Raw genomic sequence first — 23,037 nt, 5'->3', positions numbered from 1 at the left:
GTTCCGCAGCACCGAGGGTGATGCTTCATTCGATGCCGCTTCCGGAGCAGGAGAGGATCCGTCATGGCCGACCTGGACTCCCCATCGACCCGCGAGGTCTGCGGAACGCCGGACAGGGCAGCGCGCACCGGCCCCGACAGGTGTCGGGAGCATTCCGGTCGTCGTTCACGTCGCGCATGATCCCGCGTCGCCGTCCCAGATCCTCAACTACGCCCAGTTCCCCGGCTGACCGGCAGCGACCGACGGTGTCGTCATCGCCCACTCGTGCTTCGGGACCACCGGCACAGCGCGACCTCCCTTCCATCTCGGTCGCACCGCGACATACGAGATCGGTCGCTGGTTGAGCCTACGCCGCATCTGGGGCGACGACGGCGATGCGATGCTCATGTTCACCTCCGGGCAGTCGCTCCGCATGCGGGCGTACCTGGAAGGACCGCGTGCGCCGTTCCTGCTCGGGGCGATGGACCCGGCCCAGCCGGACCCACTCGCGCTCGGTCCGTCCGGCAACGGCGGGACACGAGCCGATACCTCGGCACTTGTGTCACTCGACGGCGAGGTGGACGAGCTGCGACGTCAGATCGCCTCGCTCCGGTCGCTTCTCGATCAGATCGGCGCAATCCTGGACCGCGTCGGCTGATCACCCACCACGGACCCGTCAGGACGCACTGTGAGCGAACCGTCGTCGATCATCGGTACCTGGTTCCATTCCTACGAGGAGGACACCGACACCGCGAGGGTCTACCGCCGTCGCGGGTTTCCGGTTCCTCGCTCACGAGGTCCTCACGTTCGAATCGGGGCAACCATGAACCTGAGATGAGCGGTTCCGGCCGATGCGACGCACCGGCCGGAACCCGTCGTTCGAATACGGTCACGATCTGTGCAGCCACACATCGACGCTGCCGAACCCCATGTGTCCGCGCGACCGTCCCCGGTTGTATCCACCAGGAACCGCGGGGATGCCGATCGGTGCGCCACGATCCGGCGTTGTACCCGAAAATGTTGACGGCGAGCTGCGGCACCCATACGAGGTGCCCGCGAGTGAAGCCGCAGACAGTGAACGTGTTGCCCTTCATCAGGCACGGGACGCCACCTGCGGCCGCGCAGTTCTCGAGGTCGGAAAGACCGAAGATCGTGTGCGGTCAGTGGTTGAGATGTTGCAGCCGTTCGTGTTCCGACAGTCCACCCCACACTCCGTGCGGTTCGCCGCTGAGTATCGCGTGGGTGCGGCACTCGGCCAGCACCGGGCAGTTCGCGCAGATGCGCTTCGCGACGACCTCGCGCCGCCTGCGGATGTTCGGTGGTTCGCCCTCCGGGGCGAAGAAGAAGTACTCGTCGGAGGTCCGGCAGTTGGCATGCTGTTGCCATCCGAGTCGCGGCCGGACACGCTCGGTCAGCATGGTCATCCGACCATCACCACCTCCAGTGTGCGGGGGCCGTGCACGCCCTCGACGCGTTCGAGTTCGATGTCCGACGTCGCGGACGGTCCGCTGATCATCGTGATCGGCCGCTCCGGGACGAGCCGGGCCAGCGCTTCGGGCACTCCCACCTCGACGTCGCCCATCGCCACCACACACACGTGCAGGTCGGGGACCAGTGTCAGCGCGCGTCGCCCCTGGTCGGGGTTGCCGTCGAGGAAGATCGTGCCCGTCTCGGCGCAGGTGACCGCAGAGCCGGTGACGACCCCGTCGAGATCACCGAGGTCGGCTGCAGGTCGGTCGGTGGAGTCGACCACCACCTCGCCACCGAACTCCGCCATCCACGAGCGTTCCAGGCCCTCCGGGATCCCGACGCGGCGCACCCCGCGATCCGTGAGAATCTTCGCCAGCACGACGGGTAGATCCTCCGGCGTGCTCTGGTGCACGTGGGCCTTGTAGTCGACCAGTCGGTCGACCAACAGCTCACGGCGTTCGGCGTCCGGCAGGGTGCGTCCGAGACGGTAGTCGCGCGGTACCTCGACCGGTACCGGCGGTGCCAGGGTCTGCGCCGAACGGATCCGGCCGAGAATCGCGTCGCGACTGCTCATCGCTGCTGTCCTTCCTCGCGTGCCTTCGCGAGCGCGGCACGTCCTTCGTCGGATGCCCACCATTGCCGGAAGGTCTGTTTCGGCGGGGCCGGCATGTCGCGGGCGTCTGTCCAGCCGGCCAGTGGACCGGGAAGATGGGTGATCTTTCCCTTTTTGCCGGCGAGGACGCGGCCGAGCCCGGCGGCCTTCTGCGCGGCCGTCCAGCGTCGTGAGGTAGACATGGCCAGCGAGGCGGCCTTCATCGCCGCGGCCTCGGGTCCGAAGCGGGCGTGTTCGACCTTCTGGTGGCGCAGTTCCACCAGCAACGAGGGGATGTCGATCTTGACGGGGCAGGCGTCGTAGCAGGCACCGCACAGGCTCGATGCGAACGGCAGGCTGGCGTTGGGGTCGTCGGGTTCGTCCATGCCGGCCAATTGCGGGCTGAGGACGGCGCCGATCGGGCCCGGATAGGTCGAGCCGTAGGCGTGGCCTCCGGTGCGCTCGTAGACCGGGCACACGTTCAGGCAGGCCGAGCAACGGATGCAGTGCAGTGCTTCACGTCCGATCTCGTCGGCGAGCGCGGCGGTGCGGCCGTTGTCCAGCAGTACGAGGTGGAATTCCTGCGGGCCGTCGCCGGGGGTGACACCGGTCCACATCGACGTGTAGGGATTCATGCGCTCTCCCGTCGACGAGCGCGGCAGCAGCTGCAGGAACACCTCGAGGTCGCGGAAGGTGGGCAGCAGCTTCTCGATACCCATGACGGTGATGAGCGTCTGCGGCAGCGTCAGGCACATGCGGCCGTTGCCCTCGGATTCGACGACGGCGAGGGTGCCGGTCTCGGCGATGCCGAAGTTCGCGCCCGACACCGCAACCGGCACCGTCATGAACTTGTGTCGCAAGAATTTTCGTGCCGCGGCTGCGAGATGGCGGGGGTTGTCGTCGAGGTCGGGGTCGACGTCCGGCATCTCACGCAGGAAGATCTCGCGGATCTCGGCGCGGTTGCGGTGGATGGCAGGCACGAGGATGTGCGAGGGCTTGTCGTGGCCGAGCTGGACGATGAGCTCGGCGAGGTCGGTCTCGTAGGCCGCGATCCCTTGTTCCTCGAGGTGCTCGTTGAGTCCGATCTCCTGGGTGGCCATCGATTTGACCTTGATGACCTCGTCGGATCCCGTCTTCCGGATCAGGTCGGTGACGATGGCGTTGGCCTCGGCGGCGTCGGCCGCCCAGTGCACCACGCCGCCGCGCGCGGTCACCGCCTCCTCGAGCTGGGTGAGCAACTCCGGGAGGCGGTTGAGCACGTCGGTCTTGATGGCGGCGCCGGCGTCGCGCAGTTGCTCCCAGTCGGGCAGTTCCCCGGTGACGTCCAGTCGCTTGGCACGGATCGTGTGGGTGGCCTTGCCGATGTTGCGGCGCAACTGCGGGTTCGCGAGTTCCTGGTGCGCTGCGTCGGGAAACTTCCTGATGCCGCGCAGATTTCCGGATCCACGCGGCGGGACGACGGGCATACCGAGTGCGGTCACGCGGGCACTCCCTTGGGGGCGACAGCCGGTTCCACGGAGGCGAGGATCTCGGCGAGGTGGATGGTGCGGGTACCGGTGCGCAGTCGTGTGAGACCGCCACCGATGTGCATCAGGCACGACGAGTCGCCAGCGCTGCAGTATTCGGCACCGGTGGCGGCGACATTGTTCAGCTTGTCGGCGAGCATCGCGGTGGAGGTCTCGGCGTTCTTGATCGCGAAGGTGCCGCCGAATCCGCAGCACGAGTCGGCCTCGGGCAGTTCGACGAGGTCGATCTCGCGCACGGCCCGCAACAGCTGGAGCGGCTTCTCCCCCACTCGCAGCATCCGCAGCGAGTGGCAGGTGGGGTGATAGGTCACTCGGTGGGGGAAGTAGGCGCCGACGTCGGTGACGCCGAGGACGTCGACGAGGAATTCGGACAACTCGTACGTCTTGGCCTTGACGGTGTCGACCCGCCCGCACAACGACGCGGAACCGTAACGGGAGGCGACGATTTCGTGCTGGTGGCGAACGGATCCGACGCATGATCCGGAAGGGGCGACGACGGCGTCGATATTGGTGTCGTCGAAGGCATCGACGTAGTTCTCGACGAGCGGCAGCGCGTCGGGTTGGTAACCGGTGTTGACGTGCATCTGGCCGCAGCAGGTCTGGCGTTCGGGGAAGACGACGTCGTGCCCGAGCCGGGTGAGGAGCAGGGCGGTGGCCGAAACGGCCTTCGGGAACATCGTGTCGCCGAGGCACGTCGCGAACAGGGCGATTCGCATGGAGATCTCCGCATCGGGGGTGTGGTCTGACCACATTGAACCACACGTTCCGGAGATGCGCCGCACATTTTCGGATATCGACCACACATTCCGTCAGGGGGTCGACTGTGACGCGGACCATGGTGTACCTTCACGTGGTCTGACCACATCGGTCGAAATCACATCCGCCGCCGACAGCGGCGCAACCACAGGAGTTTCGTGTGGCAACCCGTATATCGGCGGTGACATTCACTCCCGCCACTGACGCCATCGCAGGCAGCCTCACCGCATCGGCTCTCGTGGGCCTTGCGCCGCTGCTGACCTTCTTCGTCCTGCTCGCCGGCTTCAAACTCAAGGCCTGGTATTCCGGACTCGGTGCCCTCGTCGTCGCGCTCGTCGTCGCGATCATCGGTTTCGACATGCCCGCGCCGCTGGCCGGCCTGTCCGCCCTGCAGGGCATCACCTTCGGGCTCTTCCCGGTGATGTGGATCGTGATCACCGCGATCTGGTTCTACGAACTCACCGTCGTCAGTGGCCGGTTCGAGGATCTGCGGCGCATCTTCAACTCGATCGGTCACGGCGACATGCGGATCCAGGCGATGCTCATCGCTTTCTGTTTCGGCGGCATGCTCGAAGCACTCGCCGGATTCGGCGCACCCGTCGCGATCACCGGCGCCATGCTCGTCACCCTCGGTATGCCCGCCCTGCGGGCCGCGGTCACGGTCCTGATCGCCAACACCGCACCGGTCGCCTTCGGCGCCATGGCCATCCCGATCACCACCGCCGGCGCCCTGACCGACATCCCCGCCACCGAGATCGCTGCCGTCGTCGGCCGTCAGACACCCGTCCTGGCGCTCTTCGTGCCGCTGTTGCTGCTCTTCCTCGTCGACGGTCGTCGCGGTGTCCGGCAGGCCTGGCCGATCGCACTGGTCACCGGCACGACCTTCGCACTCGCCCAGTTCTGGTGCTCGAGCCACTTCTCGTACGAACTCACCGATGTCGTCGCCTCGCTCGCCGGCCTCACCGCAGCCGTGCTCATGCTCCAGGTCTGGAAGCCGCGGACCCCCGAGGACCAACTATCACGCACCCGCACCCGCACCGATGCCGTCGCGGTCCAGGCCGGCAAGGAGGGACCCGGAGGCGCTCACGCTCCGCAGCGTCCCGTCGCCGACGAATCGCTGACCGCTTCGCGCGTCGTCATGGCCCTGTTCCCGTATCTACTGGTCATCACGGTGTTCGGTATCGCGAAGCTGTGGACCGTCGGTGTCGATCTGCCGGAGCGTCTCGCCGCCACCGACGTCAAGATCGAGTGGCCCGGCCTGTACGGCAATCTGATCACGGGCAACGGCGACGCATCGAGCAGCGCGGTCTACACGTTCTCGTGGCTGTCGTCGCCGGGAACACTGCTGCTGCTCAGCGGCGCGATCGTCACCCTCGTCTACGCACGGTGGGACAGCGGTGGCATGTTCCCGCTGACCGTCCGCCGGGCCGCGGCAACCTTTGGCACCACCGTCGTGAGGATGAAGCTCGCCATCGCCACGGTGGCCACCGTCCTGGGTCTGAGCTACGTGATGAATCAGTCCGGCCAAACCGTCGCGATCGGCACGTGGCTCGCCGGAACCGGCGCGATCTTCGCCCTGTTCTCCCCGATCCTCGGTTGGCTCGGCACCGCCGTCACAGGCTCGGACACCTCCGCCAACGCCCTGTTCGCCCGCCTGCAGCAGGCCGCCGGGCAGACCGCCGGCATCGACCCGACTCTGCTGGTCGCGGCGAACACCTCCGGTGGTGTGGTCGGCAAGCTGATCAGCCCGCAGAATCTCACCATCGCTGCCACCGCAGTCGATCGGCCGGGCAGCGAATCGGTGTTGCTGCGCAAGGTGATCGGCTACAGCGTCGCGATGCTCGTCCTCCTCTGTGTGCTGGTCTACCTGCAGTCCACCCCGGTGTTGTCCTGGATGCTTCCCTGATCCGGAATCGACTAGGCTCTGAAGTCATGTCGTCGTCCGAGGGTCGTGCGTGGGAGCAGGTGCTCAACCACTTGGAGCAGATGCTGGTCACGGGAGAACTCGGCCCGGGCCAGCGTCTGCCCCCGGAGCGCACGCTCGCCGCACAACTCGGCGTCGGCCGGTCCTCTGTTCGTGAGGCGCTGCGGGTGATGGAAGCCCTCGGTCTGCTCAGCACCCACACCGGATCCGGGCCGAACGCCGGTGCGATGATCGTCTCGCGACCCACCGGCGGGATGTCGATGCTCATGCGCCTGCAGGTTGCCGCGCAGAACTTCCCGGTCTCCGACATCGTCCGCACGCGCCTGGTGCTCGAGACGGAAGTGATGCAGACTCTGGCCGACCGGACCCCGGCACCGGAACTCATCCAGGCCGAGGAACTCTTGGACGCGATGGACGATCCGGAGTTGGCCGCACCCGAGTTCCTGGTTCTCGATGCCCAGTTCCACGTCGCGATGGCCGACGCGGCGGGCAACCTCGTCGTCGCGGCGATGATGGCCGGTCTGCGCGACTCCATCGAGAGCTACGTCCTCGCGGGCGCACCAAGTACCGACTGGCCCATGACCTGCGTGCGGCTGCGTCACGAGCACCGTGGTCTCGTCGACGCGGTCCGCGCCGGCGATGCCACGCTCGCCCGCAAGCGCATCGTCGAGCACATCCGCGGTTACTACACTCAGAGTTTCGGCGCCGACGCGTTCTGACGTCCGACTCGGGCGATGTCCACCGAATGGTCTGTGACCGGTTCGGGGACGCGTGTGGATCGTCGGCGATCGACCAGCACCGCGAATACCACGATGAGCAGCAGCGACCACCCCCAGGTAGGGCGCATGTACTCGGCATACCGTCCCGCCTCCACCCATCTGCCCGAGTACCATTCGTCGGCACTGAGGAAGCCGTACACCGCCAGCCAGGCCGGCCAGTTCCGCATCACGGACTGTGGGAGGACCACGCTCATGAGCAACGGGAACAGGAGCATCGAGTAGTACATCTGCCCGAGCGAACCGAGCAGGAACGACGCGGTCATCAGCACGCCGGCACCGGTGACTACGAAGAACACCTCGTCGTGCCGGTGGTAGCGGTGGAGCAGATACATCGTGGCCGCGGCGAGGAACGCGAAACCGATGCGCAGCGCGAGGATCAGTGGTTCGGGCAGACCGTAGTAGGTGCCATTGCCGGTGATCGAACTGTTGAAGTAGTCGCGGGACTGCAACAGATACGGAACGGTGCGTTCGACGAACTGCCACGGATCCGCAGCCCACGGCCACGCCAATGCGGTGAGCCCGACCGGCACCAATGCGGCGGTCAGGAGAACCTTGCTCTGGCGGCGCAGCACGGGAAGCAACAGCAACGGCGCGAGAATCGGTTTGATCGCGAAGGTCACCCCGATCGCCGCGCCCGCCCAGAGGTCCCGCCGCGCCAGCAACAGCGTCAGGAACGCCACCTGGCCGAGCAGGATCACCCCGTTGATGTTGGTGAACACCAGGGTGTTGATCACCGATTCGGACGCGAAGGCGACCGTCACCGCGATCGGGAACACCGTCGATCGCGCCGTGTACCCGAACATCCGCACGACGAGATACACGGCGACGAGGACGGCCGCCGCGTTGACCCCGATGAACGCCCATCGCGAGAGTTCGTGTTCGAGGACCGCGAACGGTGCGATCAGCAGCGAACCCGACGGCGGGTAGAGGTAGTGCGGGTCGACGTGTTCGTACGTCGCTGTGTAGACCGGTTCACGGTTCCAGAAGGCGACGGCTGCGCGGTAGACGCCAGTGAAGTCGTCCGTGCGCGCACCGTCCACGGCGCGGATCACCGTGTGATGGACGACGAGCATCACGGCGACCGGCCAGAAGACACACTTCAGCAGAGCCTGCGGTGACCGCACGGTCGGCTGGACCCACCACGGCCCACCGTCCCGACCGCGATCCGAGCTCTCGCTCATCGCTGATAAACGTCGGGAATCCCGTCGCCGTCCTCGTCGACCCGCTCGGCCGCCGTGATCCTGCGGTAGGCACGGTTACGGGCGACGAGAACAGTCGAGGCCAGAGCGGCGCTGAGCAACGATCCGCACAGCACGGCCACCTTCACGTGATCGGCTGCGACGGTGCCTGCACCGTAAGCGAGGTCGCCGATGAGCAGGGACACCGTGAAGCCGATACCGCCGAGCAGGGACACACCCAGCACGTCCACCCAACTCAGCTCGTCGTCGAGATGTGCTCGGGTGAAGCGCGCCACCAGGTAGCTGACCCCGAAGATTCCGACGACCTTGCCGACGACCAGACCGGCGATCACCCCGGCGGAGATGGGATCGGTGAGGGCGTTCGCCAGGCCGGTGAATCCGCCGACGGTGACGCCGGCGGCGAAGAAGGCGAAGACCGGCACGGCAATTCCGGCGGACAGCGGCCGGATCCGGTGTTCGACGTGCTCGGCGACCGGAATCGTGCGGTCCCCCACCTGCCGGGCGACGGGAACCGCGAAGCCGAGCAGTACACCGGCGATGGTCGCGTGCACACCGGATTCGTGGACCAGCCACCAGGTCACTGCCGCCAACGACGCCAGGAGCCACCAGGCACCGAAGCCGCGTCGGAGCGCGATGCCGAACAGCGCCAACGGGATCAGCGCCCCGCCCAGGTAGAGCAGGTTCACCTCGTCGGTGTAGAAGACCGCGATCACGGTCACGGCGAGCAGGTCGTCGACCACGGCGAGGGTGAGCAGGAACGTTCGCAGCGCCGACGGGAGATGACTACCGATGACGGCGAGAATCGCTACGGCGAACGCGATGTCGGTGGCCGTCGGGACCGCCCATCCGTTCAACGCGTCGGCGCCACCACGAAGATTGATGACGGCGAAGATCAGGGCCGGGACGATCATGCCGCCCAGGGCGGCGGTCACCGGCATGGCGGCACGCCGCAGGTCCCGCAGACTGCCTTCGACGAATTCCCGTTTGAGCTCGACGCCGACGACGAAGAAGAACACGGCGAGCAGTCCGTCGGCCGCCCAGGTGCCCAGGGACAGGTCCAGGTGCCATGACGCCGGACCGATACGGGTCTCTCGCAGGGCGTGGTAGGAGTCCGACCATCCGGTGTTCGCCCAGATCAATGCGATGACGGCGCCGATGAGCAGCAGGACACCGCCGACGGTCTCCTTGCGGAGGATCTCCGTCACACGGCGTGTGTCCTGCCATGTTCCGCGAGAGAGGAAAGGGACTCCGGAGAAGATGTTCGGCATCACAGGTCCTCGGAATTCTCGACGGCACGCGGTACGCGAACGTGGACCGGCTGGGTCGGATGCACCCGATCCGCATGGGCGGCAGTATGTTCCGATCCTCGGAGTGGAATCGGATACCGAAAACTAGGGCATCCCTGCGATTTCGGTGTCGGACGCCGACACGCAGCAGGGAGGCCGATGCGACCTCCGGCGCTGCGGTGGGCATGCCTCGCGAGAGTGCCGCTCACTGCGCCGGCTGCAGAGCTCGGGCGCGACGGGTGGCGACGGGACAGACGGGTACAGACACGGGTCCTCCGGTTCGACGACGTAATTCCTTCTGCCGACCAGACTTCCCGGCGCACCGAGATCGACCATACCGCATCGGGTCAGTTCGACGCGGTGCCCGTCACGTTCTCCTCGGGAGCGACCCGAACGGCGACCGTGGGTTCGTTCGTACCCGCATCCGGCGAGACGACGGTGGGATCGACGACGAGCACAGGCACATGAGAGTGCCCGATGAGGTATTCGGCGACGCTACCGAGCATCCGGGAGGACATGCCTCGTCCGCGGCGCCCCACGACGAGAACGTCGGCGTGGTGTTCCTCGGCGAACCAACCGAGGCATCGACCGGCCGGGCCGGCGAGGACGGCATATCCCACCGAAATATCACCCATCGATTCGACGGCCTGCTCGAGGCGTCGTCGCACCGTGGCGAGAAGTTCGGAGTCGGGATCGCCGGCGTCGTCGTAGGAGATCACGACGACGAGTTCGAGCACTCCACCGGCGGGGCCGAACAGTCGTCGCGCCGCATCCAGCGCATGCTTGGCCTCGGTGGATCCGTCGTAGCCGACCATCACGCGAAGTTCGCCCTCGTCGACCTCCCCGGCGTGCTGCCGGGCCACCGTCGTCACTTCGACGGACCGGGGAACACGCTCGATGCGCTCGAAGGCGATAGGGACGAACAACGGCCCGAGGATGACGGCGATGATCGTCCAGCGAGGGTCGTGGCCTCGCCGTGCCATCCACAGACCGGTCACGAGCCCGGACAGCACCCACACGACGAGGAAGGCGACGAAGACTGCCCAGTTCATGGCGTGCCCCCAGATGCGTGCGCCGAGAAGAGGTGTACCGCTGCGTTCATGTCATCCTCCGGGGTCGTCGAAGAAACCTGTTCCCGCCGACCAGTCTTCCCGGCACACCAGGGGAGACGATACCCGACCCGGCCGCGTGATCTCACCTGTTGTTCCGACAGGTCTGCGCGGAGGACGTCGCCGCGAGATCGCCCCCGTCAGCGTCGAGTCGGACCCCCGGCGGTATCCGCCCGATCACTGTCCTGCAACTGCCGGATGGCGTCGACCAGCGGCGCCAGGACGGGTTCGGTTGCGGCCTCGTCGAGCGCCTCCCGCAGGGCGGCGTTGTGGGTGGGCCGGGCCTCTTCGAGCAGGCGCCGGCCGGCGTCAGTGACGTCGGTGTAGATGCCGCGGCGATCGGTGGGACACAGATAGCGCGCGAGCAACCCGCGGTCCTCGAGCCGGGTGACCAGCCGCGTCGTCGCGCTCTGACTGAGGACCACAGCGTCGGCGACCTGGCGCATCTGCAGGTGCCCGCCCTCCCCGTCGTGCTGACGGTTGAGCACGTCCAGCAGCGAATATTCGCGCACGCTCAATTCGTGGCCGGACTGCAGAGCGCTCTCGATCCGGTTCTCGATTCGCCCGTGCAGGAGCGACAGCGCCGACCAACTGTTGGCCAACGCGGTCATCGACGGGTCCGTGGCGGTCATGGTCGGCTCCTGGGTCGGCTCGTACGAACAGGTGACGCCGACGGCATGCCGACGTCGCCACATCGCTCACTATACCCGCGCTTGCAGTTAGTCGGCGTCTGCAATTATTGTCTACGCCAGTAAAGCGCGTCTGCGTCTCTTCTCGATCGAAGGATCGTTCTCATGCCACTCGCCCTGCTGGCCCTGGCCATCGGTGCCTTCGGAATCGGCACCACCGAGTTCGTGATCATGGGGTTGCTCCCCCAGGTCGGATCGGATCTCGGAGTGTCGATCCCCACCGCCGGATATCTCGTCACCGGCTACGCCCTCGGCGTCATGATCGGCGCCCCGATCATGACGGCGCTCGGCACCAGAATCTCCCGTAAGAACATGTTGATGCTGCTCATGGGCCTGTTCGTCCTGGGCAATGCCGTCTCTGCCCTCGCGCCCACCTTCGCCGTCATGCTGATCGGCCGCGTGGTCGCCTCCCTCGCTCATGGAGCGTTCTTCGGCATCGGCTCGGTGGTCGCCGCGGAGCTGGTGGCACCGCAGAAGAAGGCCGCTGCCATCTCCCTGATGTTCACCGGACTGACGGTGGCCAATGTCGTCGGCGTCCCACTGGGTACCTTCGTCGGCCACACCGCGGGCTGGCGGGCGACGTTCCTGGTCGTCGCCGCGCTCGGCGTCGTCGGTCTCGTGGGCGTCGCGAAACTCGTCCCCGACGTCCCCCGACCCGAGGGCGTCCGGCTGCGTCACGAGATCGCGGCGTTCAAGAACGTCCAGGTCGTGCTGGCCATGACCATGACGGTCCTCGGCTTCGGGGGCGTGTTCGCCGCGATCACCTACATCGCACCGATCCTGACCGATGTCGGCGGTTTCGCCGAGTCCTCCGTCCCCTGGCTGATGGCCGTGTTCGGAACCGGCATGGTGGTCGGCAACCTCGTCGGGGGACATTTCGCCGACCGCAATCTCATGCCGATGCTCTACACCGCCCTGGCCGGTCTGGCCGTGGTGCTCGGTCTGTTCACCTTCCTGGCCTCCGACAAAACCGTGTCCGTCGCGGCGGTCTTCCTGATCGGCGCTCTCGGTTTCGCGACCGTCCCGCCCCTGCAGAAGCACGTCCTCGACCATGCGCACGGCGCCCCGACCCTGGCGTCCGCCGCCAACATCGGTGCCTTCAATCTCGGCAACGCTCTGGCCGCCTGGCTCGGCGGCATGGTGATATCCGCCGGATTCGGGTACACGGCACCCAACGCCGTCGGGGCCCTCCTGGCCGCGTCCGCCCTTCTCCCGGCGGTCCTGTCCCACCGACTACAGCGAAAGGACGATCACGCCAACGCAACTCGCCCATCCGCAGAACCCGACCTCCACAGCACCTCCCGTACGGCCGTCGACCCCGTCCGACTCTGATCCCGAACTACGCGAACACCCCCGAAGGAGCACCCTCTCGTGACATCGTCCACGATCCCCACCGTCACCCTGAACAACGGCGTCGAGATCCCCCAGCTCGGCTTCGGCGTCTTCCAGATCCCCGAGGACGAGACCACCGCGGCCGTCAGCGCCGCACTCGAGACCGGCTACCGCCACATCGACACCGCCGCGATCTACGGCAACGAGGCCGGCGTCGGCCGCGCGCTGGCGGACTCCGGACTGTCCCGCGACGAACTGTTCATCACGACGAAGGTGTGGAACTCCGATCAGGGCTACGACGCCACCCTCCGTGCCTTCGACACCAGCCTCGCCGCGCTCGGCCTCGATCGTCTCGACCTCTACCTGATCCACTGGCCGACCCCGGCCCGCGACCGCTATGCCGACACCTGGTGTGCCCTCGAACGCCTCGTCGAGGAAGGACGCCTCCGCGCCGCGGGCGTGTCGAACTTTCAGCCCGCCCACCTGCAGCGCCTGCTGGACGGCAGCTCGCTCGTCCCGACGATCAACCAGATCGAATTGCACCCCGGTCTGCAGCAGAGCGAACTGCGCGCCTTCCACGCCGAACACGGAATCGCCACCGAGGCATGGAGCCCGCTCGCCCAGGGCGCCGTGCTGAACGACGAGGCGATCACGTCGATCGCCGAACGCACCGGCAAGTCGCCGGCCCAGGTGGTGCTGCGCTGGCATCTGCAGCTCGGCAACGTCGTCATCCCCAAATCGGTCACGCCGTCCCGGATCCGGGAGAACTTCGAGGTCTTCGACTTCGAGCTGACCGACGAGGACATGTCGACCATCGCCGGTGCCGATCGCGATCTGCGCACCGGACCTCATCCGGACGAGTTCAACTGACAGACCTCGCGGCTCCGGACGGATCCACCGCCCGGAGCCGGTAAGGCGCTCGAAGAGCTGCGTTCAGGTGTACTCGACGGTCATCCTGTCGATGCTCCCGTCGAACGGGAACGGTGCCCGGTCGAAATAGTCGAGCGAAACCGGTGAACCCAGGCAGGTGCCGATGTCCAGGCAGTCGTTCGCCGTGAACAGCAACGGCGCACTGACCGGCACGACGCTCTCCCCCACCGACTGCCCGTCGACTGACATCCGGACGTTCAACGGACCACCGGGGCGCGCTTCGGCGTACTTGGTGACCACCTCGACGAGGTGGTGTCCCGGTGCGACGCGGCTCGCCGAACGCATCTTCGTCCGCATCAGGATGAACAGGTTGTACTCGTAGCAGAGGTAGCCGTCGTCCGCGAAGCACGTCAGGCCACCACCGTTGGCACCCAGCGCATATAGGACGCCGTGCGCCCGCTCCGGGAAGGTCACCTCGATGCAGACCCGGTTGTTCTTGTTTCCCAGTGCAGGAGCACAGAATTCGGGCATACGCGTGACGTCGCCGGTGAAATCCCAACTCGTGTACGGCGTGGTGATGCGTTGTTCCGGATGGATTGCCGCGACCCAGAGGCCCCCGCCGATGGGAAGGGCGTTGTTCTTGGCCGCTTCGATCGCGAACATCTCCCGCATCTGGGCCAACTTCTCGGGGTACTGCTCGGCGAGGTCGCGGTTCTGCGTCCAGTCCTCGTCGAGGTTGTACAGCTCCCAGGTGTCGTCGTCCGGGCTCCAATCGCGGATTCCGCCGGGCAGGCCGGGCAGCCACGGTGCGCGGGGCCCGAAGGCCGACGCCATCCATCCGTCGTGGTAGATCGCTCGGCTGCCCATGACCTCGAAGTACTGGGTGAGTTTGCCCGCCGGCGCGTCACGGTCCACGAAGGTCCGGGCGAAACCGGCGCCGTCGATCGGATCCTGCGGAATCCCGTTGACGGTCCGCGGCGGTGTGATGCCCAGTAGCTCGTAGAAAGTCGGTACCAGGTCGTTGCAGTGCAGGAACTGGGTGCGTGGGGTGCGCTCCGGCGTGATGCGCGCAGGCCAGCGCACCACCATGGGATTGCGGGTTCCCCCGAGATGGGACGCGAGGAGCTTCATGCCCTTGTAGGGCGTGCTTCCGGCCCAGGCCCATCCCGCGTGGTACATGTTGTCCGTCTTCGGCGAGCCGAGAACATCGAGTCCGCCGAGTTCGTCGAGCGCCGCGATGTGCTGGGCCGTCGTCGTGGGGATCCCGTTCTGCGCGAGCAGTTCGCTGATGGTGCCGTTCTGGCCCTCACCGGACGACCCGTTGTCGCCCCAGATGTAGAAGACCAGGGTGTTGTCGCGATAGCCCAGCCGGTCGAGTTCGTCGAACAACCGCCCCACCTGGACGTCGCAGTGTTCGGCGTATCCGGCCGCGACCTCCATGAGGCGTCGCTGGAAGGGCTTCTCGTCGTCGGGGATGTCGTCCCACGCTGTCATGGTGGGATGCCGCTCGGTGAGTTCGGCCTCCGGTGGGATCCAGCCTTTCTCCTTGGCCCGCTCGCACACCCGCTCGCGGTATGCGTCCCATCCGTCGTCGAACTTGCCTGCATACCGGTCGGCCCACGGCTTCATGATGTGGTGCGGCCCGTGCAGACAACCGCTGGCCCAGTACATGAAGAACGGCCGGGACGGATCGAGCGCCTTGTGGCGGCGCAACCAGCCGATCGCGTCGTCGGCGAGGTCCTCACTGAGGTGGTAGCCCTCCTCGGGAGTCTTCGGGGGCAGGACGACGGTGGTGTTGCGGACGAGGTTCGGCTCGTACTGCGACGCCTCGCCGGCGAGGAAACCGTAGAAGTAGTCGAAACCGACTCCGGTGGGCCAGTTGTCGAAGGGACCCGCTGCGGTGGTCTCCTCCGCAGGGGTGTTGTGCCACTTGCCGAAAGCCGCTGCGGTGTACCCGTAGTGGCGCAGCACCTCTGCTCCGGTGGCGCTCGACTTCGGGATGTGCCCGGAATAGCCGTCCCAGTCGTTGGCGAGTTCGGCGATCTGCCCGTTCCCGACGCGGTGATGGTTGCGCCCGGTCAACAACGATGCGCGGGTGGGCGAGCACATCGCCGTGGTGTGGAAACGGTTGTAGCTGATGCCTTCGTCGAGCAAGCGGTCGAGCGTGGGTGTGTTCACCTCGCCGCCGAATGCGCTCGGCAGACCGGGACCCGCGTCGTCGATGAGGACGACGAGGATGTTCGGGGCGTCATCGGGAAGGCGACGGTGCTGTGTGCGTGGGCTGTAGACCGATTCCTGCATGGTCCGTCCTGCGATGCTTCCCGACGGCACCGGTGGGAACGGCAGAGTTTCTCCGCCCGGGATCGGATCCGGACGCAGATCCTGGCTCATGGTGGATGCCTCTTCTCACCCCATCCGTTCCCAGTACACCACCGGTATCGGGCCGCACACACCCCTGATCAGGGTGAAACCTGCCCTGTTACGGGCGAATGATGCAGCGGAATCCGATATGGCACGTCGCGGTCTCCTCGGTGTCACCCTGACGGGCCGCGGGTCGGTACCGCAGGCAGTAGTTCGGGGCGCACAGATGCGATCCGCCCTTGATGACACGGCGCGGATACGCCTCGCGCGGATCGTGTTCGGCCTTGTCGACGCGGGGATTCGTCGGGATGCAGCACGACGACGCCGGCGCGACGTTCTTGCCGCTCGAAGCATGGTTCGCGGTGAAGTAGTCGGCGGTCCACTCCCACACGTTGCCCGCCATGTCGTGGAGCCCGTATCCGTTCGGCCGGAAGTGTCCGACAGGTGAGGTTCCGGCAAATCCGTCCGTTTCGAGGTTCTGCCACGGGAATTCGCCCTGCCAGACGTTCCCGCCGGGCCGGCCCTTCGGTTCGTGCTCGTCGCCCCATGTGAAGGCCGTGCGGTCGAGTCCGCCGCGGGCGGCGAACTCCCATTCGGCCTCGGTCGGCAGTTCCTTGCCGGCCCACTCGGCGTAGGCGCGGGCATCGAACCACGACACGTGGGTGACGGGATGGCGTTCCCGCCCGCCGACGGTGCTCCCCGTCCCTTCGGGATGACGCCAGTTCGCGCCCGGGACGAACGACCACCACCTCGTGTAGTCATCGAGCGGTACCGGCCCCGGAGGCGGCGTGAACACGAGCGAGCCGGGCACGAGCAGGGACGGATCGGCGCCCGGATAATCGGCGGGGTCCGGCGCGACCTCCGCGGTGGTGACGTATCCGGTGTCCTTCACGAAGCGCCGGAACTCGGCGACGGTCACCGGGTGCGTGTCCATCCAGAACCCGTCGACCGTCACCTGGTGGACCGGTCGCTCCTCCGGATAGAAATCCTCCGACCCCATCCAGAACATGCCTCCGGCGATGAGAGTCATGTTCTGTGTCGCAGCACGCGTCATGACGTCAGCCTCGCACGGCCCGGGTCGCGGCGCGAGGGACGCACCGACGCGACGAGACCGCGCATTCACCGGTCCCGTCCCTGCCCCGTACCGCAGACTCGGGATATGCCCTCCACGACGACGGAACTGTCCCCGATGCTGGCGACCCTCGGTCCGCCGCCGACAGGGAACTGGGCGTTCGAGATGAAATGGGACGGCCAGCGCACCCTCGCCACGGTGACCGACGGACAGTGCCGGCTGACCAGCCGCACCGGGAACGACATCACCCGGAGCTTCCCCGAACTCCCCCACCTGCTCACCACCGCGACGGGCGGCCGGGACTGCATCGTCGACGGCGAGATCGTCACCCTCGATTCCGAGGGTCGGCCGTCCTTCGCCCGGTTGCAGCGCCGCATGCACGTCCACCGTCCCACCGAGGAGCTACGCGCCGAGCTACCGGTGCTGATCTACCTGTTCGACGTCCTCGCTCTCGACGGGGAGTCCACGACGGAGTTGTCCTATCGGCAGCGCCGGGCCGTCCTCGACGATCTGATCGTCCCCGGACCTCGGGTTCAGCTGTCGCCCTACTGGACCGATGTCGACGCACCGACCATGCTCACGGTCGCGCGCGAACACGGCCTCGAAGGGATCGTCGCCAAGGACCCGGACGCACCGTATCTACCCGGGACCCGCAGCGACGGCTGGATCAAGACGCCGCTGCGTCGGAACACCGAGGTGGTCGTCGTCGGGTGGCTCCCCGGATCCGGCAAGGCTGCCGGCGGCATCGGTTCACTGCTGCTCGGCGCGCACGACGACGAGGAACGGTTGGTGTTCATCGGCCGGGTCGGGACGGGATTCACCGCCGCGACCCGACGTGAGTTGCGATCGCAGCTGCGTCCCTTGGAACGACCGACGACCCCACTGGCGGTTGCGCCGCCGGCACGGGAGACCCACGGCGCCCACTGGGTGGAGCCCATCCTCGTCGGAGAGGTCGAGTACCGGGAGTACGCGGGCGGAAGTCTGCGGCATCCGAGCTGGCGAGGACTACGCACCGACAAGACGGTGCCGGAGGTCGATCTCCCCGGCCGACACTGACCTTCCGGTTACCGTGAGGCGCATGGACCTCCGTCGCAGTGTCGCCGATGCCCGAGTGGCCCGCCTCGCCACCGCCGACGGATCGGGCGAGCCGCACCTCGTTCCGATCGTGTTCGCCCTCGACGGCGACGTGATCCACACGTGCGTCGACGACAAACCCAAATCCACCCGGCGCCTCCGTCGCCTCGCCGACATCGCAGAGAACCCGCGGGTGTGCGTGCTCGTCGACCACTACAGCGACGACTGGTCGCAGCTGTGGTGGGTCCGCATCGACGGCATCGCCACGGTCCACGACGCCGATACTCCCGAGGGAACTGCGGGCATCGACGCACTCGTCCGCAAGTACCCGCAGTACCGAGCGAAACGACCACCGGGACCGGTGATCACCATCGACAGGCTGCGCTGGCGGTCCTGGTCCGCGTGAGCAGCTAACGATCCAGCGCGAGCATCGCCTCGGCGATCTCGTCGACCGCCGCGACGGGGATCGCGGTGCCGGCATCGACCAGGACGAGCAACCGCGCTCTCGGGATCTTGCGTGCGATGGCTTCTCCGTTGCCGGCGGGGAAGAACGGAACGACGGGCTACGGGAGAAGCTGTGCGTGGCGCTTGGCCGACCCGAGCTCGCGACCGATGCACGGTTCCTCCACCACCGTGATCGCATCGAGCATCGCAGCGAACTCGACGAGGTCCTCACCGCGGCGTTCGCGACCGGGACGGTGCAGCACTGGTGCCGCGTCCTGGAAGACCACGGCGTGCCGGTCTCCCCCATCCGGCATCTCGACGAGATCTACAGCGACCCGCACACCGCCGCGATCGGCATGGTCGGCACCGTCGACCATGCGTCCGGGCCTCTCGAACAGATCGCGTTCCCGGTCAATTTCGGAGGGGTACGACCGCCGCTGCGGTCGGCGCCGCCGCTGCACGGGGAACACACCGACGAAATCCTCGCGGGATATCAGGAGGTCTCCGTTCCGTCCTAGCGACGAACGTCTCGAATATCGCTGACCTACGGCCGTTTCCGATCGATCGGGAGCGGCCGTAGGACTGTTCGACCAGAACGACGGTAGAGACATCCCGCTCCGGGTGCCGTCGCGGTCACGCAGTGCGGCAGCGCTTCTGAGGCCGACGTGTCCGGATTTCTCCGCGATACGCGGGGGTAACGTCCGCGAAACAACCGCCGCGCATGATCGGCATCGATTGCACGACCGCCGACTCGCACGAAAGAACAACATATGCAGCTGACTCCCGCCGACACCGAGAAACTCCTTCTGGCCGTCGCCGGCATGGTGGCGCGCGACCGGCGGGACCGCGGCGTCCGACTGAACTATCCCGAAGCCGTTGCCCTGTTGTCCACCTGGGTGATCGAACGCGCCCGCGAAGGCGCCGAAGTCGCCGACCTCATGGTGAAGGGCCGCGAGGTCCTCGCCCGCGACGAGGTCATGGACGGTGTCGCCGAGATGTTGACCGACGTGCAGGTCGAGGCCACCTTCCCGGACGGACGCAAGCTCGTCACGATCCACCACCCGATTTCCTGAAAGGAGCTCCGACATGGCATCCGGACCGACTTCGGGACCCGGAGCGATTCGCGTCGCCGAGGGCTCCCTTACCCTCAACGCGGACCGCTCCGACGACGAGCGCATCACCCTCGTCTTCCTCAACACCGGCGACCGTCCCATCCAGATCGGATCGCACATCCACCTGCCGGACGCGAACGCGGCCCTCGAATTCGACCGCGAACGCGCGCAGGGCTACCGCTTGGACATCCCGTCGGGGACCTCGCAGCGCTTCGAACCCGGCAGCAGCCGCGAGCTGGGCGCCGTCGCCCTGCGCGGACGACGCGTCGTACCCGGCATCCAGGTGCGGAAGCAGGAGGACTGAGAACGTGGAGATCACACGCGCCGAGTACGCGGCACTGTACGGACCGACGGTCGGCGACCAGGTACGTCTGGGCGACACCGACCTGTGGATCCAGATCGAGGAGGACCGCACCTTCGGTGGTGAGGAAGCCGTCTTCGGGGGCGGCAAGTCCATCCGCGAATCGATGGCACAAGGCGTGACGACCCGGGCCGAAGGTGCTCCCGACACCGTCATCACCAATGTGATCGTGCTGGACTGGTGGGGCATCGTGCGCGCCGACGTCGGCATCCGCGACGGCCGCATCGTCGCCCTCGGCCGCGCCGGCAACCCGGACATCGCCGACGGCGTGCACCCGAAGCTGCAGATCGGCCCGTCCACCGACGTCATCTCCGGTGAAGGTCGCATCCTCACCGCGGGCGCCTTCGACTCGCACGTGCACCTGCTGTCGCCGTCGCAGATCGTCGAAGCACTCGCCACCGGCATCACCACGATCGCCGGCGGCGGAACCGGTCCGTCCGAAGGATCGAAGGCCACCACCGTCACGCCGGGCCCGTGGCATCTGATGCAGATGCACCGCGCGCTCGACGCGCTGCCGGTGAATGTGCTGTTGCTCGGCAAGGGCAACACCGTCTCCGCCGAGGGGCTGCGCGAACAGGCCCTCGCCGGTGCCGCCGGGTACAAGGTGCACGAGGACTGGGGCTCCACTCCCGCCGCGATCGATGCGGCGCTGCGCGCGGCCGACGAGCACGGACTGCAGGTCGCGCTGCATTCGGACTCACTGAACGAGGCAGGGTTCGTGGAGAGCACCCTCGCCGCGATCGGTGGTCGCTCGATCCACGCCTTCCACGTCGAAGGCGCCGGAGGTGGGCACGCCCCGGACATCCTGAGCATCGCCGGATTGCCGCACATCATCCCGGGCTCGACCAACCCGACCTTGCCGCACACGATCAACACCGTCGACGAGCACCTCGACATGCTGATGGTCTGCCATCACCTGAACCCGGCCGTCCCGGAGGACCTCGCGTTCGCCGAGTCCCGGATCCGGGCCACTACCATCGCGGCCGAGGACATCCTGCACGACATGGGCGCCCTGTCGATCACCTCGTCCGACGCCCAGGCGATGGGCCGCATCGGTGAGGTCGTCACCCGCACCTGGCAGGTCGCGCACGTGATGAAGAACCGGCGCGGGGCGCTCGACGGCAGCATGCCCGCCGACAACGAACGGGCCCGCCGCTACATCGCGAAGTACACGATCAACCCCGCGATCGCGCATGGTGTCGACCACGAACTCGGTTCGATCGAGGTCGACAAGATGGCCGATCTGGTGCTGTGGGACCCGAAGTTCTTCGGTATCCGGCCGTCGCTGGTCATCAAGGGCGGATCGATCGCCTGGGCGGCGCTCGGCGACCCCAACGCCTCGATTCCCACGCCGCAGCCGGTGCTGCAGCGCCCGGCGTTCGGCGATGCACTCGCCCCGCACACGTCGGTGTCGTTCGTCTCCCCCGCCGCCCTCGACGACGGCCTGGAAGAACGACTCGGGTTGCGCCGCACACTGCTGCCGCTGCGGCCGACCCGGCACATCGGCAAGGCCGACATGAAACAGAACAATGTGTTGCCGCGCATCGAAATCCGTCCCGACACCTTCGACATCGACATCGACGGCGAGCGGGTCGATCCGGCGCCGGCCACCGAACTGCCGCTCGCGCAGCTGTATTCGATGTTCTGATGTTGCCCGACACTCTGTCCCCCACCACGGTGCTGCTCCTCCTCGCGGACGGGCGCGCGCCGGTCGGCGGGAACGTCAACTCGGGCGGGCTCGAACCGGCGCTCCAGGGTGGGATGTCGCCGACCGAGGTGCGTCGCTTCCTCGTCGCGCGGTTGCGCACCTCGGCGGCAGTCGAGGCCGGCGTCGCCGTGGTCACCCGGCACGCCGTGGACTCCGATGCCGGAACCGCCCCGGCGCTCCGGATCGACGAGATCGAGGACCACTGGGCGGCGCGCACTCCGGGCCCGGCCCAGCGCGACGCGTCCCGGTTGCTGGCCCGCGGTTACCTGCGACTGGCCCGGAACCTGTGGCCCTCCACCGTTTTCGACGACCTCGACGCCCGGACCCCGCGACCGTCGCGGGGACTGGTCGTCGGGGCCATCGCGGCGCTCGCGCGCATCCCGGCGATCGACACCGCCCGACTGGTGTTGTACGAGGAGGCGCAGGCGATCGTCGCGGCCTTCCTCAAACTGCACCCCACCGACCCGGCCATCGGTTCGCGATGGGCGCTCGAGACCTGCGCTCATCTCGAACCTCTCATCGCCGAGCTGTCCGCCCTCACCGATCCGGCGGACATCCCGGCCACCGGTGGCCCCCAGACCGAACTGTGGGCCGAAGCCCACGCATCCGCTCCAGAAAGGCTGTTCCGTGCCTGAACACACCACCACCCGTTCGCTCCGTCTCGGCGTCGCCGGTCCCGTCGGCACGGGCAAGAGCTCGCTGATCGCAACCATCTGCCGCACCCTCGCGTCCGAGCTGCAGCTCGGCGTGATCACCAACGACATCTACACCGACGAGGACGCCCGATTCCTCCGCTCGGCCGGCGTGCTCGATCCCGAGCGCATCCGCGCGGTGGAGACCGGTGCGTGCCCGCACACCGCAATCCGCGACGACGTGACCATGAACCTGCTGGCCGTCGAGGATCTCGAACGCGACTTCGCGCCGCTCGACGTGGTGCTGGTGGAGAGCGGCGGCGACAACCTCACCGCGACCTTCTCCCCCGCGCTCGTCGACGCGCAGATCTTCGTGCTCGACGTCGCCGGTGGTGGCGACGTCGCCCGCAAGGGCGGTCCCGGCATCAGCCGCGCCGACCTGCTCGTGGTGAACAAGACCGATCTCTCCCCGTATGTGGGTGTCGACGTGCCCCAGATGGTCGCCGACGCCGAGAAGGCCCGCGAGGGCGGACCGGTGCTGGCGCTGTCCCGGACCGACGCCGCATCGGTGCAGGCGCTCGGTGACTGGGTGCGCGAGATGCTGGCAGCCCACCGAACCGGGTCGCACACTCCTGTCGATCCCGGTCCGATGGCTCCGCACTTCCACGCCGACGAGGACGACGACCACGATCACAGCCATGGGCACGGGCACGGTCACGGTCACAGCCACGATCACGCCGTCGCGCACACGCACGACTGATC

General features: G+C 67.3%; 23 protein-coding genes. 13 read left to right on the top strand and 10 right to left on the bottom strand.

Translation table 11 applies throughout. The features are described 5' to 3' along the window. Window positions 1-340: 340 nt before the first annotated feature. Window positions 341-637, top strand: coding sequence for a hypothetical protein (locus tag K3M35_RS03345; protein ID WP_217579790.1), 297 nt, complete (start codon window positions 341-343; stop codon window positions 635-637). Window positions 638-1,139: 502 nt separating this feature from the next. Here K3M35_RS03345 and K3M35_RS03340 read toward each other — a convergent pair. The 4 genes from K3M35_RS03340 to K3M35_RS03325 are packed head-to-tail and all read right to left on the bottom strand — an operon-like array spanning window position 1,140 to window position 4,283. Continuing rightward, window positions 1,140-1,403 (bottom strand): WhiB family transcriptional regulator, encoded by a 264-nt coding sequence (locus K3M35_RS03340; protein WP_006552065.1) that lies wholly within the window; start codon window positions 1,401-1,403, stop codon window positions 1,140-1,142. Continuing rightward, window positions 1,400-2,023, bottom strand: coding sequence for an LUD domain-containing protein (locus tag K3M35_RS03335; RefSeq protein ID WP_064060998.1), 624 nt, complete (start codon window positions 2,021-2,023; stop codon window positions 1,400-1,402). The genes K3M35_RS03340 and K3M35_RS03335 overlap by 4 nt, the downstream gene beginning before the upstream one ends. Beyond that, entirely contained in the window at window positions 2,020-3,522 is a 1,503-nt protein-coding gene (locus K3M35_RS03330) for a LutB/LldF family L-lactate oxidation iron-sulfur protein (protein ID WP_006552063.1), read from the bottom strand. The genes K3M35_RS03335 and K3M35_RS03330 overlap by 4 nt, the downstream gene beginning before the upstream one ends. Next, on the bottom strand, window positions 3,519-4,283 hold the full coding sequence (locus K3M35_RS03325; RefSeq protein ID WP_064061041.1) for a (Fe-S)-binding protein: 765 nt from the start codon (window positions 4,281-4,283) through the stop codon (window positions 3,519-3,521). The genes K3M35_RS03330 and K3M35_RS03325 overlap by 4 nt, the downstream gene beginning before the upstream one ends. A gap of 200 nt (window positions 4,284-4,483) precedes the next feature. Here K3M35_RS03325 and K3M35_RS03320 point away from each other — a divergent pair, with 200 nt between their 5' ends. Continuing rightward, window positions 4,484-6,229, top strand: a complete 1,746-nt coding sequence (locus K3M35_RS03320) for an L-lactate permease (RefSeq protein WP_217579791.1) — start codon at window positions 4,484-4,486, stop codon at window positions 6,227-6,229. A 26-nt stretch (window positions 6,230-6,255) separates the two neighbouring features. Beyond that, window positions 6,256-6,966: a FadR/GntR family transcriptional regulator gene (locus K3M35_RS03315; RefSeq protein ID WP_006552060.1), complete on the top strand. Its 711-nt coding sequence runs from the start codon at window positions 6,256-6,258 to the stop codon at window positions 6,964-6,966. Here K3M35_RS03315 and K3M35_RS03310 read toward each other — a convergent pair. From K3M35_RS03310 to K3M35_RS03295, 4 genes are all read right to left on the bottom strand, one after another. Continuing rightward, window positions 6,939-8,207, bottom strand: a complete 1,269-nt coding sequence (locus K3M35_RS03310; RefSeq protein ID WP_220665957.1) for a glycosyltransferase family 87 protein — start codon at window positions 8,205-8,207, stop codon at window positions 6,939-6,941. The two genes, K3M35_RS03315 and K3M35_RS03310, sit on opposite strands and share 28 nt — an antisense overlap. Next, on the bottom strand, window positions 8,204-9,430 hold the full coding sequence (gene nhaA, locus K3M35_RS03305) for a Na+/H+ antiporter NhaA (RefSeq protein WP_064061040.1): 1,227 nt from the start codon (window positions 9,428-9,430) through the stop codon (window positions 8,204-8,206). Before nhaA ends, K3M35_RS03310 begins: the two co-directional genes overlap by 4 nt. Before the next feature lie 428 nt (window positions 9,431-9,858). Next, window positions 9,859-10,563 carry a universal stress protein gene (locus tag K3M35_RS03300; RefSeq protein WP_217579792.1) on the bottom strand — a complete coding sequence of 235 codons (705 nt, stop codon included), beginning with the start codon at window positions 10,561-10,563 and terminating at the stop codon, window positions 9,859-9,861. Between the two features lie 197 nt (window positions 10,564-10,760). Next, the gene (locus K3M35_RS03295) at window positions 10,761-11,252 is read right to left on the bottom strand and encodes a MarR family winged helix-turn-helix transcriptional regulator (RefSeq protein ID WP_006552056.1); all 492 of its coding nucleotides are present in this window, start codon (window positions 11,250-11,252) and stop codon (window positions 10,761-10,763) included. Window positions 11,253-11,414: 162 nt separating this feature from the next. On the opposite strand from K3M35_RS03295, the gene K3M35_RS03290 reads away from it, so the two are divergent. Then, the gene (locus tag K3M35_RS03290) at window positions 11,415-12,641 is read left to right on the top strand and encodes an MFS transporter (protein WP_217579793.1); all 1,227 of its coding nucleotides are present in this window, start codon (window positions 11,415-11,417) and stop codon (window positions 12,639-12,641) included. Window positions 12,642-12,680: 39 nt separating this feature from the next. Next, window positions 12,681-13,511: an aldo/keto reductase gene (locus K3M35_RS03285; RefSeq protein WP_217579794.1), complete on the top strand. Its 831-nt coding sequence runs from the start codon at window positions 12,681-12,683 to the stop codon at window positions 13,509-13,511. A 63-nt stretch (window positions 13,512-13,574) separates the two neighbouring features. Here the strand turns inward: K3M35_RS03285 and K3M35_RS03280 are convergent, their stop codons facing one another. Continuing rightward, the gene (locus tag K3M35_RS03280) at window positions 13,575-15,902 is read right to left on the bottom strand and encodes an arylsulfatase (RefSeq protein ID WP_217579795.1); all 2,328 of its coding nucleotides are present in this window, start codon (window positions 15,900-15,902) and stop codon (window positions 13,575-13,577) included. Between the two features lie 88 nt (window positions 15,903-15,990). After that, on the bottom strand, window positions 15,991-16,926 hold the full coding sequence (locus K3M35_RS03275; protein WP_033098165.1) for a formylglycine-generating enzyme family protein: 936 nt from the start codon (window positions 16,924-16,926) through the stop codon (window positions 15,991-15,993). Window positions 16,927-17,031: 105 nt separating this feature from the next. Here K3M35_RS03275 and ligD point away from each other — a divergent pair, with 105 nt between their 5' ends. From ligD to ureG, 8 genes are all read left to right on the top strand, one after another. Then, entirely contained in the window at window positions 17,032-18,000 is a 969-nt protein-coding gene (ligD, locus tag K3M35_RS03270) for a non-homologous end-joining DNA ligase (RefSeq protein WP_064060990.1), read from the top strand. A 22-nt stretch (window positions 18,001-18,022) separates the two neighbouring features. Then, entirely contained in the window at window positions 18,023-18,424 is a 402-nt protein-coding gene (locus tag K3M35_RS03265) for a TIGR03668 family PPOX class F420-dependent oxidoreductase (protein WP_217579796.1), read from the top strand. A 10-nt stretch (window positions 18,425-18,434) separates the two neighbouring features. After that, window positions 18,435-18,980 (top strand): CoA transferase, encoded by a 546-nt coding sequence (locus K3M35_RS03260; RefSeq protein ID WP_374107751.1) that lies wholly within the window; start codon window positions 18,435-18,437, stop codon window positions 18,978-18,980. A 252-nt stretch (window positions 18,981-19,232) separates the two neighbouring features. Further along, entirely contained in the window at window positions 19,233-19,535 is a 303-nt protein-coding gene (locus tag K3M35_RS03255) for an urease subunit gamma (RefSeq protein WP_217579797.1), read from the top strand. A 13-nt stretch (window positions 19,536-19,548) separates the two neighbouring features. Further along, the gene (gene ureB / locus K3M35_RS03250; protein ID WP_088898586.1) at window positions 19,549-19,878 is read left to right on the top strand and encodes an urease subunit beta; all 330 of its coding nucleotides are present in this window, start codon (window positions 19,549-19,551) and stop codon (window positions 19,876-19,878) included. Window positions 19,879-19,882: 4 nt separating this feature from the next. Continuing rightward, a complete protein-coding gene (locus tag K3M35_RS03245; RefSeq protein ID WP_217579798.1) occupies window positions 19,883-21,583 on the top strand; it encodes an urease subunit alpha in 1,701 nt (566 codons plus the stop codon). Continuing rightward, a complete protein-coding gene (locus tag K3M35_RS03240; RefSeq protein WP_064060984.1) occupies window positions 21,583-22,278 on the top strand; it encodes an urease accessory protein UreF in 696 nt (231 codons plus the stop codon). The genes K3M35_RS03245 and K3M35_RS03240 overlap by 1 nt, the downstream gene beginning before the upstream one ends. Continuing rightward, complete coding sequence (gene ureG / locus K3M35_RS03235) at window positions 22,271-23,035, top strand: urease accessory protein UreG (RefSeq protein ID WP_217579799.1); 765 nt, start codon at window positions 22,271-22,273, stop codon at window positions 23,033-23,035. The genes K3M35_RS03240 and ureG overlap by 8 nt, the downstream gene beginning before the upstream one ends. Window positions 23,036-23,037: the final 2 nt, after the last annotated feature.

This window comes from Rhodococcus sp. DMU2021 (assembly GCF_019641445.1).
GTDB lineage: Bacteria > Actinomycetota > Actinomycetes > Mycobacteriales > Mycobacteriaceae > Rhodococcus > Rhodococcus pyridinivorans.
This window is presented reverse-complemented; position numbering and strand designations above follow the sequence as displayed.